The organism is Cupriavidus pauculus (assembly GCF_022179805.1).
GTDB lineage: Bacteria > Pseudomonadota > Gammaproteobacteria > Burkholderiales > Burkholderiaceae > Cupriavidus > Cupriavidus pauculus_E.
In genome coordinates this window covers 99793-114696 of the sequence record NZ_BPUO01000015.1, presented here as the reverse complement: position 1 = coordinate 114696, position 14904 = coordinate 99793, and the positions used below count along the sequence as shown (strand labels likewise).

12 protein-coding genes are annotated in these 14904 nt (G+C 63.9%); all 12 read left to right on the top strand.

The features are described from left to right. The first annotated feature begins 521 nt into the window (after nt 1-521). Nucleotides 522-1229 carry a VirB8 family type IV secretion system protein gene (locus tag MFF62_RS25005; protein ID WP_238265819.1) on the top strand — a complete coding sequence of 236 codons (708 nt, stop codon included), beginning with the start codon at nt 522-524 and terminating at the stop codon, nt 1227-1229. Between the two features lie 390 nt (nt 1230-1619). After that, the gene (locus MFF62_RS25000; RefSeq protein ID WP_404990834.1) at nt 1620-2429 is read left to right on the top strand and encodes a TrbG/VirB9 family P-type conjugative transfer protein; all 810 of its coding nucleotides are present in this window, start codon (nt 1620-1622) and stop codon (nt 2427-2429) included. Further along, nucleotides 2429-3757 (top strand): TraB/TrbI/VirB10 family type IV secretion system protein, encoded by a 1329-nt coding sequence (locus tag MFF62_RS24995; protein WP_238265817.1) that lies wholly within the window; start codon nt 2429-2431, stop codon nt 3755-3757. Before MFF62_RS25000 ends, MFF62_RS24995 begins: the two co-directional genes overlap by 1 nt. Continuing rightward, entirely contained in the window at nt 3750-5378 is a 1629-nt protein-coding gene (locus tag MFF62_RS24990; RefSeq protein WP_238265816.1) for a TrbG/VirB9 family P-type conjugative transfer protein, read from the top strand. The genes MFF62_RS24995 and MFF62_RS24990 overlap by 8 nt, the downstream gene beginning before the upstream one ends. An 80-nt stretch (nt 5379-5458) precedes the next feature. Beyond that, nucleotides 5459-5884 carry a lytic transglycosylase domain-containing protein gene (locus tag MFF62_RS24985; protein ID WP_238265815.1) on the top strand — a complete coding sequence of 142 codons (426 nt, stop codon included), beginning with the start codon at nt 5459-5461 and terminating at the stop codon, nt 5882-5884. Next, a complete protein-coding gene (locus tag MFF62_RS24980) occupies nt 5881-6759 on the top strand; it encodes a toxin co-regulated pilus biosynthesis Q family protein (protein ID WP_238265814.1) in 879 nt (292 codons plus the stop codon). The genes MFF62_RS24985 and MFF62_RS24980 overlap by 4 nt, the downstream gene beginning before the upstream one ends. A gap of 54 nt (nt 6760-6813) precedes the next feature. Continuing rightward, nucleotides 6814-8646: a protein PilN gene (locus MFF62_RS24975; RefSeq protein ID WP_238265813.1), complete on the top strand. Its 1833-nt coding sequence runs from the start codon at nt 6814-6816 to the stop codon at nt 8644-8646. Next, on the top strand, nt 8643-10232 hold the full coding sequence (locus tag MFF62_RS24970; RefSeq protein WP_238265812.1) for an ATPase: 1590 nt from the start codon (nt 8643-8645) through the stop codon (nt 10230-10232). Before MFF62_RS24975 ends, MFF62_RS24970 begins: the two co-directional genes overlap by 4 nt. 117 nt (nt 10233-10349) lie before the next feature. Continuing rightward, complete coding sequence (locus MFF62_RS24965) at nt 10350-11057, top strand: hypothetical protein (RefSeq protein WP_238265811.1); 708 nt, start codon at nt 10350-10352, stop codon at nt 11055-11057. A gap of 5 nt (nt 11058-11062) precedes the next feature. Further along, the gene (locus MFF62_RS24960) at nt 11063-12967 is read left to right on the top strand and encodes an ATPase, T2SS/T4P/T4SS family (protein ID WP_238265810.1); all 1905 of its coding nucleotides are present in this window, start codon (nt 11063-11065) and stop codon (nt 12965-12967) included. Further along, nucleotides 12964-14259 (top strand): pilus assembly protein TadE, encoded by a 1296-nt coding sequence (locus MFF62_RS24955; protein WP_238265809.1) that lies wholly within the window; start codon nt 12964-12966, stop codon nt 14257-14259. The genes MFF62_RS24960 and MFF62_RS24955 overlap by 4 nt, the downstream gene beginning before the upstream one ends. Then, nucleotides 14256-14897: a pilus assembly protein PilS gene (locus MFF62_RS24950; protein ID WP_238265808.1), complete on the top strand. Its 642-nt coding sequence runs from the start codon at nt 14256-14258 to the stop codon at nt 14895-14897. The genes MFF62_RS24955 and MFF62_RS24950 overlap by 4 nt, the downstream gene beginning before the upstream one ends. The last annotated feature ends 7 nt before the right edge of the window (nt 14898-14904 follow it).

Here is a 14904-nt window from a genome sequence, read left to right as displayed (position 1 = left end):
CTGATGGGCGTCGGGGGAGTCGAGTCGTTGGAATGCATGACGCCATTGTTCGGGCAAACCAGACGACCGAATCGCCCGAATGCGCGGCGAAATTCGATAGCTCTTTGCCTGAGCGCGGGGTCCGCGCTGCAGGGGCTGTCAGTGTTGCTCTTGGGCAGCGACGTGCGTAGCCAATGAGTGGGCCTTTATCCGAGACAAGCGTGTGAGGCCACCGTGCGAGACAGGAGAGCGTGCAGCGTGCAGCGTGCAGGTACAGCGCTGCGGGCCAGGGTGTGGGCGAGGTGAGGGCGCCGCGCTCCAAAGAATTCCAAGCATGCTCAGTGGGTCCGACCGGAAAGTGCGCCTGCCAGTGGCACGTTTTCGCCTAGCGCGCGTGCATGGCGATACACGACGAAAGCCGGCCTCGCCGACGTGCCGCAGTCGATGCCGAATCCTCACCAAATGAGTGGCGCATTTGGTCGCTACGGCTGGGCGATTCGTTGCTCCAATGGCATCTGATCTGAACGGACAGTTGCTACCTGATGCGCCTCTTGCCCAAGTTCTTCAAGAAATCCCACATCCCGGCCGTAGCGCCAGGGATGTACGGGCGTGGGCGACCGGAACAATTGATCTTTGATGTGTCCACACGTATCACGGTCGATCGGAACCATTGGCGGGTTGCAACCCTCGGGATGGGTTGCATTGCGCTGGCGGCCATCGTGACGCGCCAGCCCGCGCCATCGGTCACCAAGGTGGTAGGGGTGTCGGCGGACGCGAGCGGCAAGCCCCTCGTGCGAGAGCTAGCCGCCTATACGCCAGGCGAGCTTCAGTTGCAGTGGGCGTTCAAGGATCTCGTCTCGCGATGGTTCACCATCGAGCCGCTTCTCACGACGCAGATCGAGGCATCGCGCATGGCGCGGACACTACGTTCCGTGCAGAACCAGATGGCGGGCGCCGCGCGCCAGCAATTCGACAGCTGGATGAAGGACGACGAGCCGTTTCGGCGGATCAGTGCGTCGCCGACGCTCGTGCGCGAGGTCACGGTCACTAACGTCGCGATCCTCCCCGATAGCACGGTGGCCGTCGAGCTGGTGACCACGACTACAGAGGATGGCTACAAGCCCCGCAAAGAGCGCTACGCCATCACGTTCCGTTACCAGGTCAATGCGCCCACAAGCGATGCGGCGTTGGGGACGAACCCCTTCGGTGTTCATCCGCTTTTCTTCAGTATCCAGAAATCTTCCGGCTGAGGCCATTACGCACCGACACGCACCGACCGTCAGGCAACCCCTTTTCTTGCTTAGCCCACCACGATGTCGTCCTCCTCTCTCTTCATGATGCTGACCCAGAAGCGCTTCGCTCAGGCAACGACTGAAGCAAATGCGCAGCCTACCGATCGCGCATCGGTCAAACTGGCCTGTGCACCTGTTGGCCGGAATCTTCGCCCCTTTTGCATTCGCTACTTCACCGCAGCCGCAGCCACCGCAGCCGTCGCGGTACCGCTTGTGCTGGGCGCCTCGCCCACGAACGCAGCACCGACACCCTCTGCAGCACAAGCTGCACCTGCACGGTCGGACTTGGATGCGCCATTGCCCGCTGGGCTGCGCAGTGACCTGGCGCTGGACGACGTACGTGAGGCCATGAACCCTGCCAACCCTTTCAACGGCGGTGTGGACCCCATCGCCATGCCAGGGGATGCACGGCTCGTGGTCTTCACGTACAACCGGGACCAGATCTTCCGCGTGCTGACCGCACCCCTGAAGATGACGACCATCGAGTTTCCTCCTGACGAGGCCATCGTCGGTGAGCCAGCCTGGGGCGAAAGTGTGCGCTGGGACTACGAGACCGATGGTCGAAACCACCTCTACCTCAAGCCTCAGGCTGCGGGTCTGGTGAACACGTTGTCGGTGAACACCAACAAGCGTAGCTACGAGTTCACTCTTGTGTCCTCGCCAATAGGAGGCATTTTCTACCAGAAGGTGCGCATGCGTCTGCCGTCGTCCATGGCGGACAAGCGTGGCGGCCTCCATAGGGAGGCCGCCACGCCGGCACGATCGGAGGCGGGAAAAGGCACGGGCAAGGGTGAGGTCGATGGCATTCTGCGGGACGACCCGTTTGATGCTGTCGCACTCGCATCGGACGATCGGGACACCGGGCAAAGCGCGGTCCCACTCGAGACGTTGAACTTCGCCTACAAGATGTCAGGAGAGGCCCGCTTTCGTCCTGACATCGCTTTTGACGATGGCAAGGCACTGTGGCTGCGTATCCCCGACGGTGCGCCTTGGCCGGTAGCGCTCGTCAAGGACGGCAGCGACTTCGTTGTCGCCAACTTTTTGCGTCGCGGCAAATATCTGGTCGTGCAGCATCTCGCGCCTGTGACCGTGCTTCGCGCCGGCGATGACGAGGTGCGCATCGAGCCCCGCCGCTCGGGCTGGTTTGGGCTCTACTGATGCACCATCATCCTGCTAGCGGCAAGGCAAAGCCGGGTGAGGCAGCTAACGCAACGGATGCCCGGCTGCATGCCCTAAAGGGCAAGCTGCCTCGGAACGTGGTGCTGACATTCGGCGCAATCGCCGCCATGGCGGTGGGGGCGCTCGGCTACTACTTTCAGTCCGTGGCTGAGGCGCAGCTCGATGCGAAGGCTGAACACCAGCGCGCCGAGCGGCTTCGGCAGGGCGCCGCCGGTTCGCCCGCCGCCCAGAGCGCGCGTACGCTCGAGCAGACCATTCGCGACCAGGCGGAGAAAGCGCGCGCCGAATCTGCGAGCCAGGCCGCCACACAGGCAATCTCAACACCGCGCGGCCAGTCGACGTCGCCTATCGTGCCCGGTCAGGAGACGCTGCCGCCGTCGGCGCGCGCCGCGTCGCCGGCCGCTCAGGTCATGCCGTGGATCTCGACGAACGCTGTCGCGTCCCATGACTCCACGCGATCAGTGTTGGCCGAAGTGTCCACGGCGCCCGTGTTCAAGCCCGGCGCACGCCCATCCCAATTGAGCCGCGACGCGGCGACGGCTGGCGTGGCAGGCATTCCCAACCCCCAACAGATGCATGAACTCCAGCAGGCCGTCGCCATGCGCGCTGCCGCCAACGCGATGCCTGCAGGCGATGCGCAGAGCGCAATGGGTGAGGGCCGCGACAGCGCCGATCGGCGGTTTCTCGCTGATGCGGCGGGCGGGGGCACGTTGCGCACGGGCTTTGACGGCATGCTGCCACCGTGCACGGTGAGCCGCGGATTCGTCATTCCCGCTGTTTTTGCCGGCGCACTGAATTCTGACAAGCCCGGCGAGTTCCGTGCAACGGTCGCGCGCGATGTCTATGACACCGTCCACGGAACCTGCAAGGTCATCCCGGCAGGCAGCACGCTGGTTGGCATGTACAGCGCGGATATCGCGGTGGGCCAGGAACGCATTCTGGCCGCATTTGTGCGCATGCAACTCCCCAATGGCAAGACTGTGCCACTCATGGGCATGCAGGCTGCCGATCCCAATGGGCAGTCGGGCGTCAGTGGCGAGGTTGACAACCATTTCTGGAAGATCTTTGGCGGAGCCCTGTTGGTCGGATTGCTGGAGCAACGTTTTGACGACACGAGCACGGGGACCGCGATGGGGCCGACTGGGCTCATCACCTATGGCAATGCTGCGGGCCAGATTGCGACCCAAACCGCTTCGACGCTGCTCAACCGCAATCAGGGCATCCGCCCAACGATTACCACGACGCCTGGCCAGCAACTGCTGGTGCAGGTCAAGCACGACATGGTGCTGGAGGCCTATCGTGACTGAGCAGAATGTGACTGAGCACATTGTGGCTGACCTGATCGTGGCTGGGCCGGTGGGGCACGACGCATTCTTATCTGATTGCGCATCGGAACCGCGCAAGACAATGCGAAGGGACGGACGTCCTCGCACCACAGGCTTTCGAAGCCGTGTCGCGGTACTTTCCGCTATGGCGCTGGCGGCGATTGGGGCAGCCTGGGGGCCCGCGCATGCCGCCGACACCGATCCTCTGGACTTCGAGTACCGGGTGATCGCCAGCGCTGCCAATCGTCCGGCAATTGTCTTTAACGACGGGCAGTGGACCTACCTGCAACATCGTCCCGGTCAGGTGATCCGGGCCGACGGTGCAGTGCGCAGCGGTCCGTACTGGCTGATCGAAGGCGTGCCTGACACGCTCCGCTATGAAGTCGATGGCCAGCCCGTGCTGCTAAAGCGCAAGGCCAGCAACGGCTTTCTTGCTGACACGTCGCCAGACCATTTCGGGCATGGCGAGTTGGCGGATCTTCCATCGGTGGTGGCGCAACGGCTAGTGATCCGTGGCGACTATCAGGCGCTTGGCGCCTTGCGGGCAGCGACGGCGACGTTGCCGCTTAGCGAGATGGTACGTGCCATCGTTCCCCGCAGCTGGCGCGGCGCAGCAGATCGTGACGTCTCGCTAACCGAAAACGTGACGCTGCGGATCCGCGACGGCGAAAACTGGCTACAGGCGCTGGGCCGCTTGATGACGGTGCGCAATCTTTATGCGGACGTTGATTTTGCGCGTCGTCATATCACCCTGCGCACGACGCCCTCCGAAGGGCTTTTCCTTCAGCGCCCTGCGCCAATCGAAGAGGCCGCCACCCAAGACACCGTCATGGGCATGGTAGCCAGCATGGCAACAAAGGCAACAAGCACCGCAGCTGATACCGCAACCGGTACCACGACTGATACCGCTCCTGACACCGCGGCGGGCACATCCACACCGCGGGAGACCGCACGGGTGGCGGCTCCCATGGGGCACGCCGCATTCGCTTCCACTACCAATTCTCTTATGCCGCAGACAGACATCACCGCTCACATCGCAGTGCCCAGCCAAAGCAGCTTGCTGGCAACGGTCGTGGGCGTGCGCGCGATCCGTGACAACAAAGCGGGAAGCATTGAGTTGCGGATGGCGCCTGGATCTGCGCGATTCGGTGAGTCGGTGGACGAGATGACATGGCGCGACACTGTCGGTCGCGAATTGTCCACGAAGTGGAATGCCCAAGAGGAGTTGCTGTCCTTCCCGACCGTGGATCGCTTTGTCGTCTCGCGCGGGGATCGACACATTGAAGTGGCGCGCGTGCCGGGTGTGCGCTACGTCTTCTTCGACAAGAAAGGGGCCGTTGGCGCCAGAAGCGTCGGGGTGGAGCGCGTGTTCGAGGAGAACGGCGCGACTTACCTGGTCTTCTCGCGCTCAAGGGCAAGCATTTCGGCAATCGATGAGAACGGACAACGTGGCGGCGAGCACAGGGACCGCTACTTCAAGTTCGACGGGATCGCTTCGTCGTTGACGGTGGCGGCCGACGGCAAGGTTTTTCGCGTGCGTCGGATTCCGGAGGTGCGCTTTTCCGAGCGTGAAGTGTCAACCCGCAAGGTAGCGACCCCATGAACGCGCGGCCCCTCCTGGCGAGGCCGCTGTCAGGGCGACGGCTGTGCCGACGACACCCCTGGCAGAGGGTAGCCGTCGCGGTGGCAGGCCTGCTGAGCCCTCTCGCCGTCCATGCCGATTGCCTGGACGACGCGGCCGCCTTTCACGGCGTCAGTGCGACGCTCGTGCGCGCCATCGCACGCGTGGAGTCCGGGATGCAGGCGCGCGCCCGCAACGTCAACAGGAACGGGAGTGAAGACATCGGGCTCATGCAAATCAACTCGATGCACCTGCCAAGACTTGCCCGCCACGGCATCTCGCGGGTGCGCCTCTTTGACCCATGTATCAACGTCTATGTGGGCGCGTGGATCCTTGCCGACTGCATGCGCCGCTACGGGCAGACGTGGACCGCCGTGGGTTGCTATAACGCGGGCGCCTCAGATAAGCGGCTGCGCTATGCGCAGCGCGTGTACCGAATGCTTCAGTCAACCCATTCTCAAAGGAAAGCGGGAGTCCGACATCCATGACAACCGTTCCATCTTCGTCCAGGCCGATCGCACTCGCATGGGCCCCGTCGCCGACCTCGTTGCCGGCCCTTTCGCTGGCCCTTTCGCTGGCCCTTTCGCCGGCCTCATCGCACGCCCTGTCGGGGCAACTGTCACGCACGCGCCGTCGTTGTTCGCAAGCTACCCTCATCGGGGTGCTGGTGGCAGGCTCGGGCATGGGCCTCGCCCATGCGGCCCAGGGGGCAGACGCCTCGGTGGGCGGCAATTTCGAACCGACGGTCGCGCTGCAGGGAGACGGATGGCACTGGCTGTCGGCCGACCCGAAGGCCGTAGTGGCCGAGGCGACTGTGCCGGCGTCCCTTCCGGCGTCCCTTCCGCCGCCCGTGCCACCGACTGTATCGCCGCCCGTGCCACCGACTGTATCGCCGACCGTGTCGCTGACTGTATCGCCAACAACGGCGCCTGCGGTCGCCACGTCGGCTATCGCCGCGCCTCTGGGAGCCGTCGAGCCCGCTGCGCCACTTTCCGGCCCGACCGCGACGACCGTTGCGCCCGCATCCATGCCGCCCGCCTCCGCAGGCGGTCATGTCGCCGGGCAGACCATGGCAACGCTCGCCCCTTTGCCACAAGCATGGCGTATCTCGCCCCAGGACCAGAACTACCGGCTCCTGATGCAAAGGTGGTCTGCCGAGGCGGGCTGGACGGCTGGCCGCTGGGAGCTGGATCAGGACGTGCCAATTGAAGCGTCGACCGAGATCGTCGGGGACTTCAAGACAGCCGTGCGCCGCGTGCTGTCCGCCACGGAGTTGACTGATTACAGCTTGAAGCCTTGCTTCTATTCCAACAGCCTGGTCCGCGTCGTAAAGGTCACGACGAAGTGTGACCCTTCTAAATAGAGGCACGACATGACGAGGCACGACATAAGGCAACATGACCTAAGGACGCACGGCATGAAGACGCACGAGATGAATGCGATGCCGGTCCTTCGCACCACAGGGGCGGTGCTTGGCTCGTTCACGCTTGCGCTGTCGATGGCCGGATGTATGTCGCCCGCGCTCATGGCCGACGTCCGCCAGGCCACAGACGCGGCGCACACGTCGACCGTCGATACGACACAGGCGCTCTATGCCCGCATGCATCGGAACACAGCGGCGGTGGAAGCCGAGCAAGAGGTCGATCGTCCGTACCTCGCGGGCAAGCGCGTGCCCGTTGCCCGAAACGTGACGTTGCCATTGGCCCTGCGGGAGAACGTTGACACTGTGGTCATGTTTCCCGAGCGCACGATGTCACTCGCAGTGGTCGCCCAACGCTTGCAGATGGCCACCGGTATTCCCGTCAAGATTGAGTCGGACGTCTATCTGCCGCCGAACATGCTCTTGCCGCGGAGTCTGGCGGCGCATGCGTCGCAACTGTCTCGGGGCGCAGGAGCCGGTCCAGGGCTGGCTCCTGTGAACCCACTCGCGCAAGGCTTGGGACCGATGCCGGCCCTCAATGGCGCGCTACCCGGCGTGCTGACGAGCCCGCCACCGGCAGGCGCCGCTGGTGCAGCGGCGCAGCCCGCGCTCGAAACCGCCTTCAACGTCGAGTTCAAGCATAGCGAGCGGCTGCCGTTGGCGAACATGCTCGATCTGGTGGCCACGCGTCTGGGCATCAATTGGGAGTATCAGGCAGACCAGGGCGTTATCCGCTTGTATCGGCTGGTGACCAGGAGTTGGGAATTGCCCATGCCCGGCGGCACTAATTCGTTCTCGACCGAATTCCGGCAGGGCGCCCAGAGTGCTGTCTCAGGCGGGGCGGGTTCGGGCCAGTCTGCACAACTCGACGCAGTGGCCAAGGCCGAGGTGAAAGATCAGAACGATCTGGAGGGCATCCGCAAGAGCATCGAGCCGGCGATGACGCTGGTCGGCAGCGCAGAACTGAATCCTGCGTCTGGCCTGCTGACGCTGCGAGACACCAAGGAAGCCGTCGACGCGGCGGACCAGATCGTCCGCCGTCAGGTGGCCATCTACTCGCGGATGGTCACGCTCAAGTTCCAGATGATCGATCTGACGGTCTCGGACGCCGGGGAAGTGGGCGTCGACTGGAGCGCGGCGCTCACCAAGACGCTGCAAAGCGTGCCGGGCTTTACGGCGTCGCTACTGTCGCCGACCACCCTTGTAACGTCTACCGCCGGCACCGCAGGCCTGCAACTGACAAGCGGGGGCCTGAGCGGTTCCGAAGCCATCGTCAGTGCCCTGCGCCAATACGGGACCGTCACCTCGAGCGTCGCGATCCCGATCTCGCTGCGCAATCGGCATGGCTACCAGTACAACAACCGGCGGACCTTTTCCTTTGTGTCGGGGACGACGCCCGCGGCCTCAGCGGTGGGTGGCACCGGCGGCGTGCCGGGGATCACGACGTCCACTGCGACCGTAGGGTTCAAGCTGGCGGTGTATGCCGATGCCACCTCCTCGCAGGATGTGAACCTGACGATCGCCATGGATCAGTCCAAGCAGGACGGACCGCTTGAGCGCTTTGAGTCGGGTTCGGGGGATAACCGGCAGGCTGTCCAGACGATCAATCTGGTCGGCAAGGGCATTCCGAAGCAGGACCTCATCGTGCGCAATGGCCAGACCATCCTGATGACGGCCCTGGATCAGGACGACGCACAAAGTACCCGGCGCACGCTTGGTGACGCCTTGCCACTATGGCTGGGAGGCTCCCAGACCGTCGCCAAGACACGGACATTCACGTTGCTGCTCGCCACGGTTCTCGTCCAGGAACAGGGGGAGGGCGCGCGATGATCATCAATATTCACGGCAAGCACCTTGCCTTCGGGATGCACTGGCGCACGTTGACCGGCGGCGAGCCCCCACGGACCCAGGCACCGAAAATCGCCCGTGAAGCCAGGGCGTCGCTGATCTGGCACGAAGATCCGGCACTCCATATGGGCTATCTCGCCCCGGAAGATGCCCGCGTGAAGGTGGCCGACAAGATCTATTCGGCCGCCGCCACGCTGGCCAGCATGCCCAATGTGGATGCGAACACGCTGTTGGTCTATCGGCTCACGCAAACATTGCAGAGGTCGCAAACATCGCAGACATCGGAAACTGCGGGCGGCACGGACACGCCGCGGCCAGAGCGGGCGGCCGCGGATGGCGACAGCGCCAAGCCTGGGCAGGGCGGCGGCCTGCAACCTGCCGTCTACCTCGTATGCGGCATCGTCAAACGCCGTCCAAGGGTGGGTTTCGACCGTGTCGTGACCGAAGAAGCGGAGGTTGCCAGCCTGATGAAGGCCTTTGCGCAGAAGGCGGGCGATCGTTTCTGGCTCGTGGGGAATGTGGAGCGCTACGGCGATCTGCTCGGCGAAGCGTCAGTACAGTTCGTACCCATTGCACTGGAAGATCTCGCGCAGGCCGCAGGCGGGCACAGTGTCCTGCGCCGGCCGAACCCGGCGCCGCTCGGCCGTAAGCTGGCGACGCTCACCGCGTGCGCAGCCGTAGTGGTCGCTGGCGCGCACCTCGGGTGGTCGGAATACCGGGCGTACCAGCTACACAAGCACCCGCCTGCGCCGCAGAAGACGCCGGCAGAACGCTACGCGGAAGACATCGAGCGGCGCTCGGCCACCCTGGTATCCAGCGCATCGGTGGTCATCCCGGCCTTCTCCCAATGGTTTGCGTCTTCCGTGTCGGTGGTACATGGCGGCTGGCTCCTCGCGACCGTCAAATGCCGCAAGCTCGGTTCCCCGACGCCAGAGTGCGAACTGACCTACAAGCGCGATGCGCTGCGCTGGTCCGAGGGTGGCGCCACGAATGCAACGTTTCTCGCGGATCTGCCTGCGGACTTTGGTAACCCGAAATTCGGCAAGGAGGACAACCAGGTCACGGTCACGGCGCGCCCAACTTTTGGGGGCATGGTGAAGCTGGGAGAGCTGCTCAAGCGTGCTCCAAGCTCAGCTTACCTTCGCGAGGGGCTCGGGTCGAAGCTCCAGTCACTGCGTCCGTCGACAACCAAGACTGTCCTGCATCCCGACGCGGTATTGGGCGCCATCCCGCCAGAGGGGCTGGCAACCGTGCCGAACGTCTACCGTGTGGCCAAGTGGGAAATACATGGCCCCCTATGGCACGCCGCGGAAATGGGTCGCTTTCCCGCGCACATGTCGGTGACGGCGCTGACGCTCACGTTCAACGTGGACGCGGAGTCTTCCATCAAGCGCTCCAAGTTCGACTTGCACGTCGTGGGCGATGCATACGCCTGGGACCGACAGGCGGCCGAGGTAGCGGCCCCGCCAGCAGTCCCCATACCCGGTCATTCCGGGAACCCGTCGAGCGCAGCCGATGCTGCAGGCACCGCCACATTGCCCGGCGCCAAGCCGGCAGGCCAACGCTAGCGCGGCGCGGGACAGCTACTTCCTTTGAGCGTACCCAGCAAAGCGTACCCATTTCTGCGTAGACGATCTCGCGCGCAACCAACCCACCACACGTCCGAATACACGTCCAAATTCCGCATGAAACGCATAGCCACCGCCGCATTCGTCGTCTTCCAGATCTCCGCATTCGCCACAACGACTGCCCTTGCCGCCGACGGGCAGACGCTGACCGAGCAACTCCTTGAGCGCGATGCCCGGCTCGCGGTACAGAAACTCGATCATGAACTGGCGAAACTCGGGGCAGGGCCTGCCACCCCGCCGGTGAGCGCAGTCCACTCCGCCGCGATCCCTCCGGTGGCCGTCGACGCCAAGCCGACCGCGCCACGCACCATTGCCGTGTTTGGGGTGGATGGACAGTCCGCCGGACTGCCCGTTTCGCTGCGCAGTCTTGTCGCGTGGGATGGGGAGGTCTATGCCGCCAAACCAGGCGGCGAGGTACGCGGGTACCGGGTCACGGAGATTCATGAAGCTACCGGTACGAAGTTGCGCAAGGGCAAGCGGGTCATTGTCGCGGCACCGGCTGAGACCCTCGAAGGCGCCGCTGCCGTGGACGAGAACGGACGCCATGGGGCGGGTAGCGGTGTCAGTAACGGGGCGGGTAACGGGGCCGGTAGCGGCGCCGACGGGCTGGTGTCGACAGCCCCCGCCGCGCATCGGGCGCCATTGGATGGCGTCTTGCATCAGGAGCGGGCACTCACTTTGCGTAAGGGGGAGTCGAGAGCAACGGGTCGCCTTGCTCGCGCTTTGCAGCTCAGCGGGCATTCACTTTCCGGAGCGGAAAAGTGATACGCATGATGCGATGGTTCAAGCGAAGGCAGCAGCTGCCGGCTCGCGCCGAGGGCATCACGGTCGTCTCGCATGGGAAAACCGAAAGGCAAGACGCTCGCCGGACATCGCCGAGCGCAATCCCGAACCTCATGCCGAACGTCATGCCGGACGGCTCGCTCGCGATCAGTCCGAACGTCGGACCGACCCTGGCCAACGCCGAACCATCTGTGCCGGCGCTTATCCAGACCACCCACGACTTGCCGGCGTTCACCCGGGCGCTCTATGACGAACTGGGCATGGCGCAGTCGCTGCGTCATCAGCTCTGCCCTGTCCTGGTGGAAGACAGTACGGACGCCGGCCGTGGTCGCTTTGCGCTGGTGGTCCTGGCAGACATGCAGCATTCGGACGTGACCGAGGAAATTGTCCGCCAGGCGCGGCTGCGTTACGACCCGGCAACACCGCTCATGTACGTGGCCGCTCCGCAAGTCATGACCGCCTTGTCCCGTGGGGTGGAAGCGAAGGGGCGGCGCCCCGGTGCGGTGGCCGCACCTTCCGCAGGCGGCCGAGACACGAATGCCCTGTGGCAAACCTTTCTGGCGGCGGCCCAGTTCGCCTTGCGTGAGCAGGCTTCGGACATTCACTTCGAGGTGAAGGACAACAGTGACATGTCCCAAATCCGCTTTGCGATCGACGGCGTGCTCGTCGCGCCACCGGCGTTCCGCCTGCGCACCGGCGACTTGCTGGACATGCTCGGTCACGTCTGGCAGCAAGGCAAGGGCGGGTCCCAGGGCATCTTCAGCCGGGTGCTGCCCCAGCAGACGCGGGTCTGGGCTGAGGTGGACGGTGTTCCCCTGGTCTTCCGGTGGGCCTCCATGCAAAGCGCTGATGGGCACGTGACAGTCATGCGGGTCAACCGCGAGAAGGTGGCCACCCAACAGGTGGATTTTGTGACAGACCTGGGATTCTTCGATCAGCAGGCCGCAGTGATCGACCGGTGCACCATGCAACTCGGTGGCGGCGTCGTGCTGGTCGGCACGGTGGGGTCAGGAAAGACGACGACGGCACACGCGGTCATGCAGCGGCTCCCCGATTGGATGAACAAGATGTCCATCGAGGACCCGGTCGAACTCCTGGCGCGGGGGACGCACCACTTCTCTGTCTCCCGACAACTCGATGGCGCGAACCGTGAGGAAGATCCGTTTATCGTGGCCAAGCGGCAGCTCAAACGGATGAACCCACATTTCGTGATGGTCGGGGAGGTTCGCGACTATGAGTCGGCGGGCCTCTTTCGGGATGTGGCTGGCGCGGGTTTGCGAGCGCTCACTACCGTCCACGCCCCATCGGCAGTCGCCGCGACTGATCGCCTGGCCGACAGCGAACTGCGGATCCCGCGCAGCGTACTGGCTACACCCGGGTTTGTGAATTTGTATGTCTACCAGACGCTCCTGCCGCGCACCTGCAGTTGCGGTCACGGGCAGGCGGAAGCCAAACGCATGCTGGGTGCCGCCAAGCTGCGGCAAATCGAGCGGCTCTTCCGCTTTGACGTGGACCACATTCGTGTGCGCCGCCAGGCCGGTTGTGACAAATGCCGGCGGGCGAACCTGCCTGAACTCAATGGCATCCGTGGTCGGGTGATGGCCGCCGAGATGTTCGAGCCCGATGAGATCGACCTTATGTACATCCGCGACGCCAGGGCGATTGAATTGCAGGCGCATCAGCGTGGCAAACGGGAAACCGGGTTTGATATCCCCGATTGCACGGGCAAGTCGGTGTTCGAAGTCGCCATGTATCACGTGTACGCCGGCACGGTGGACCCGTGCGAGGCCGAGCGCATCCTGTCCCTGGACGCCTATGAGCGCAAGCTGCGCCGGGCGGTGAGAACCACTCAGGCTGCCAGCAGCCCAAGCACGACCAGGAGCGCAGGGTGATCAACGATCTGCGCGCATCCCTGCGGCCCGCCTGGTCAAGAACGGCCGCAACGCTCACCGCGCCATTCAGGCGTCTCGGCGGTCAACGTCGCCCGGTTCGTGGACCGTCGGCGCGTATCCGTCCGGTCGGCCGGTTTCCGGACCGCCTGTGGCGCGCACGGACCGAATTCGCCTCCACGCGGACAGACTACTACTACGACCTGGCCATGCGTATCGAGAAGCTGCCGGGCGAACCTATCTCGACACACTTCGCCAAGGATGCCGCACGCCGCCCGGGGCAGCCGCTTGGCATCCTGTCGGCCCTGTGGCTTGCCCGTAGCGAGGGGGCCGAAGGGGAAATCCAGGCCTCCCGTCTTGCGGAGGTCCTGCAAGGGACCGTGCCGGAGGAGGATCTCGCCATTCTTGCCGTGGCCGAACAGGGTGGGGACCTCAAGCAAGGGCTATTCAAGCTCGCGGAAAACCTTCGCGCCATGAGCGACGCGAAATCCAACATCCTTGTGATGCTGGCCAGTATCGGGCTCACGCTGGTGATCCTGCACGTCTACCTGGGGGCCATGGCGTTTCTTGTAGCGCCGATGCTCGACAAGAGCTTTGCCAATGTGCTGCCGGTGGAAGCATATGGACCGATCGCCAAGTCATTTCACTACGGGGCCCGATTCCTGCGGCATTGGGGCTGGCTGTTGATCGTGGCGGAGATCGGACTGGCCTGTTGGGTCATGCGTGCGCTGCGCCAGTACACGGGCCGGCATCGTCGGTGGCTGGACGAGAAGGTGATTCTGTTCGATTTTTTCCGACGGTTTCAGGGCGCGCAGTTCCTGTCCGCCATGTCAGCCGTGACGCAACGCTATGGCGGGGACGTCAAAAACCTGTTCGGGGCGCTTGAGCTGATCCGCGAGCACGCCTATCCCTATCTTGCGCACCACATCGACCGTATCCAGGTCGCACTGGAAGACACGCCCAACGCTGGCGGAAAGATCTTCGACACCGGACTGTTCGACCGGGAGACTGCATTCCGGATTCAGGACATTGCGGAGTACGAAGACGATCTGTCCCGGATGCTCGCGACGGTGTCGGCAACTCTTCTACGTACGGCGCCACGCCAGCTCGAGCAGCGTGCTTCGCACTTCAACCGCAAGGTGTCCATCTTGCTGATCGTCGTAATCACCAGCCTCGCCTTCATGCCTGCCTTCATGGCGCGAGAGCTCAAGGCAAGCATCCAGACCAACAGCATCCGCGCGGCAAACAAGTCGGCCAGCCCCAATTCCAACATCTCACAAGGAACTCGACCATGAATCTCGATAACACTCGCGAACGCCAAACGGACACGAGCCGGCTCAGTGCTCATCTTGCCGCGCCAGTGAATCCTGTACGGGGAAGTCGCGCCCAACAATGGGCGTGTATCCAAGCGAGCCCGCGCAAACGGCATCAACTCGGCGGCATCCTGGATGAGTATGGGTTCTATCTGCTGCTCGCGGCACTGACCTTGGTGGCCATCCTGGTCGTGTTCTCTCACAACTCGGTTGACACCCAAGTGCAGCAGATGACGACTGAGCTGAACACGGTCATGGGTAAGGTCAAAACCACCTACCGCGGCCAATATGACAAGGTTTCTGTACCGGCGCTGATTGACAACGGCGTCTTCCGTGATCTGACCACGCTGAGTGATACCGGCGGCACGATCACGATTCAGCCGGGGGGCGGCACGCTTCTGGTCGAAGCTGGCAGTCTTCGGAACAGCAACGACGCGATCCAATACACCGTCCCAGGCCAGCCCGACGCGGCTTGCCCCGCATTGGTGGCCGCTTTCAAAAGCAGTGCGGGAAGGATTGTGGTGAATGGCGCGACCGTCAAAGAAGTGGGCGGGGCGGCCGATCCAAGCCTCGTCAAATGCGCCGGCGACGACAACACCGTTGAGCTGTTCATCTCCTGACGGAGGC

What these genes read in the sequence shown, in the direction of transcription:
- MFF62_RS25005 (WP_238265819.1), top strand. Translation starts at nt 522, where the DNA reads ATGCGCCTCTTGCCCAAGTTCTTCAAGAAATCCCACATCCCGGCCGTA.
- MFF62_RS25000 (WP_404990834.1), top strand. Translation starts at nt 1,620, where the DNA reads ATGAACCCTGCCAACCCTTTCAACGGCGGTGTGGACCCCATCGCCATG.
- MFF62_RS24995 (WP_238265817.1), top strand. Translation starts at nt 2,429, where the DNA reads ATGCACCATCATCCTGCTAGCGGCAAGGCAAAGCCGGGTGAGGCAGCT.
- MFF62_RS24980 (WP_238265814.1), top strand. Translation starts at nt 5,881, where the DNA reads ATGACAACCGTTCCATCTTCGTCCAGGCCGATCGCACTCGCATGGGCC.
- MFF62_RS24975 (WP_238265813.1), top strand. Translation starts at nt 6,814, where the DNA reads ATGAAGACGCACGAGATGAATGCGATGCCGGTCCTTCGCACCACAGGG.
- MFF62_RS24970 (WP_238265812.1), top strand. Translation starts at nt 8,643, where the DNA reads ATGATCATCAATATTCACGGCAAGCACCTTGCCTTCGGGATGCACTGG.
- MFF62_RS24965 (WP_238265811.1), top strand. Translation starts at nt 10,350, where the DNA reads ATGAAACGCATAGCCACCGCCGCATTCGTCGTCTTCCAGATCTCCGCA.
- MFF62_RS24960 (WP_238265810.1), top strand. Translation starts at nt 11,063, where the DNA reads ATGATGCGATGGTTCAAGCGAAGGCAGCAGCTGCCGGCTCGCGCCGAG.
- MFF62_RS24950 (WP_238265808.1), top strand. Translation starts at nt 14,256, where the DNA reads ATGAATCTCGATAACACTCGCGAACGCCAAACGGACACGAGCCGGCTC.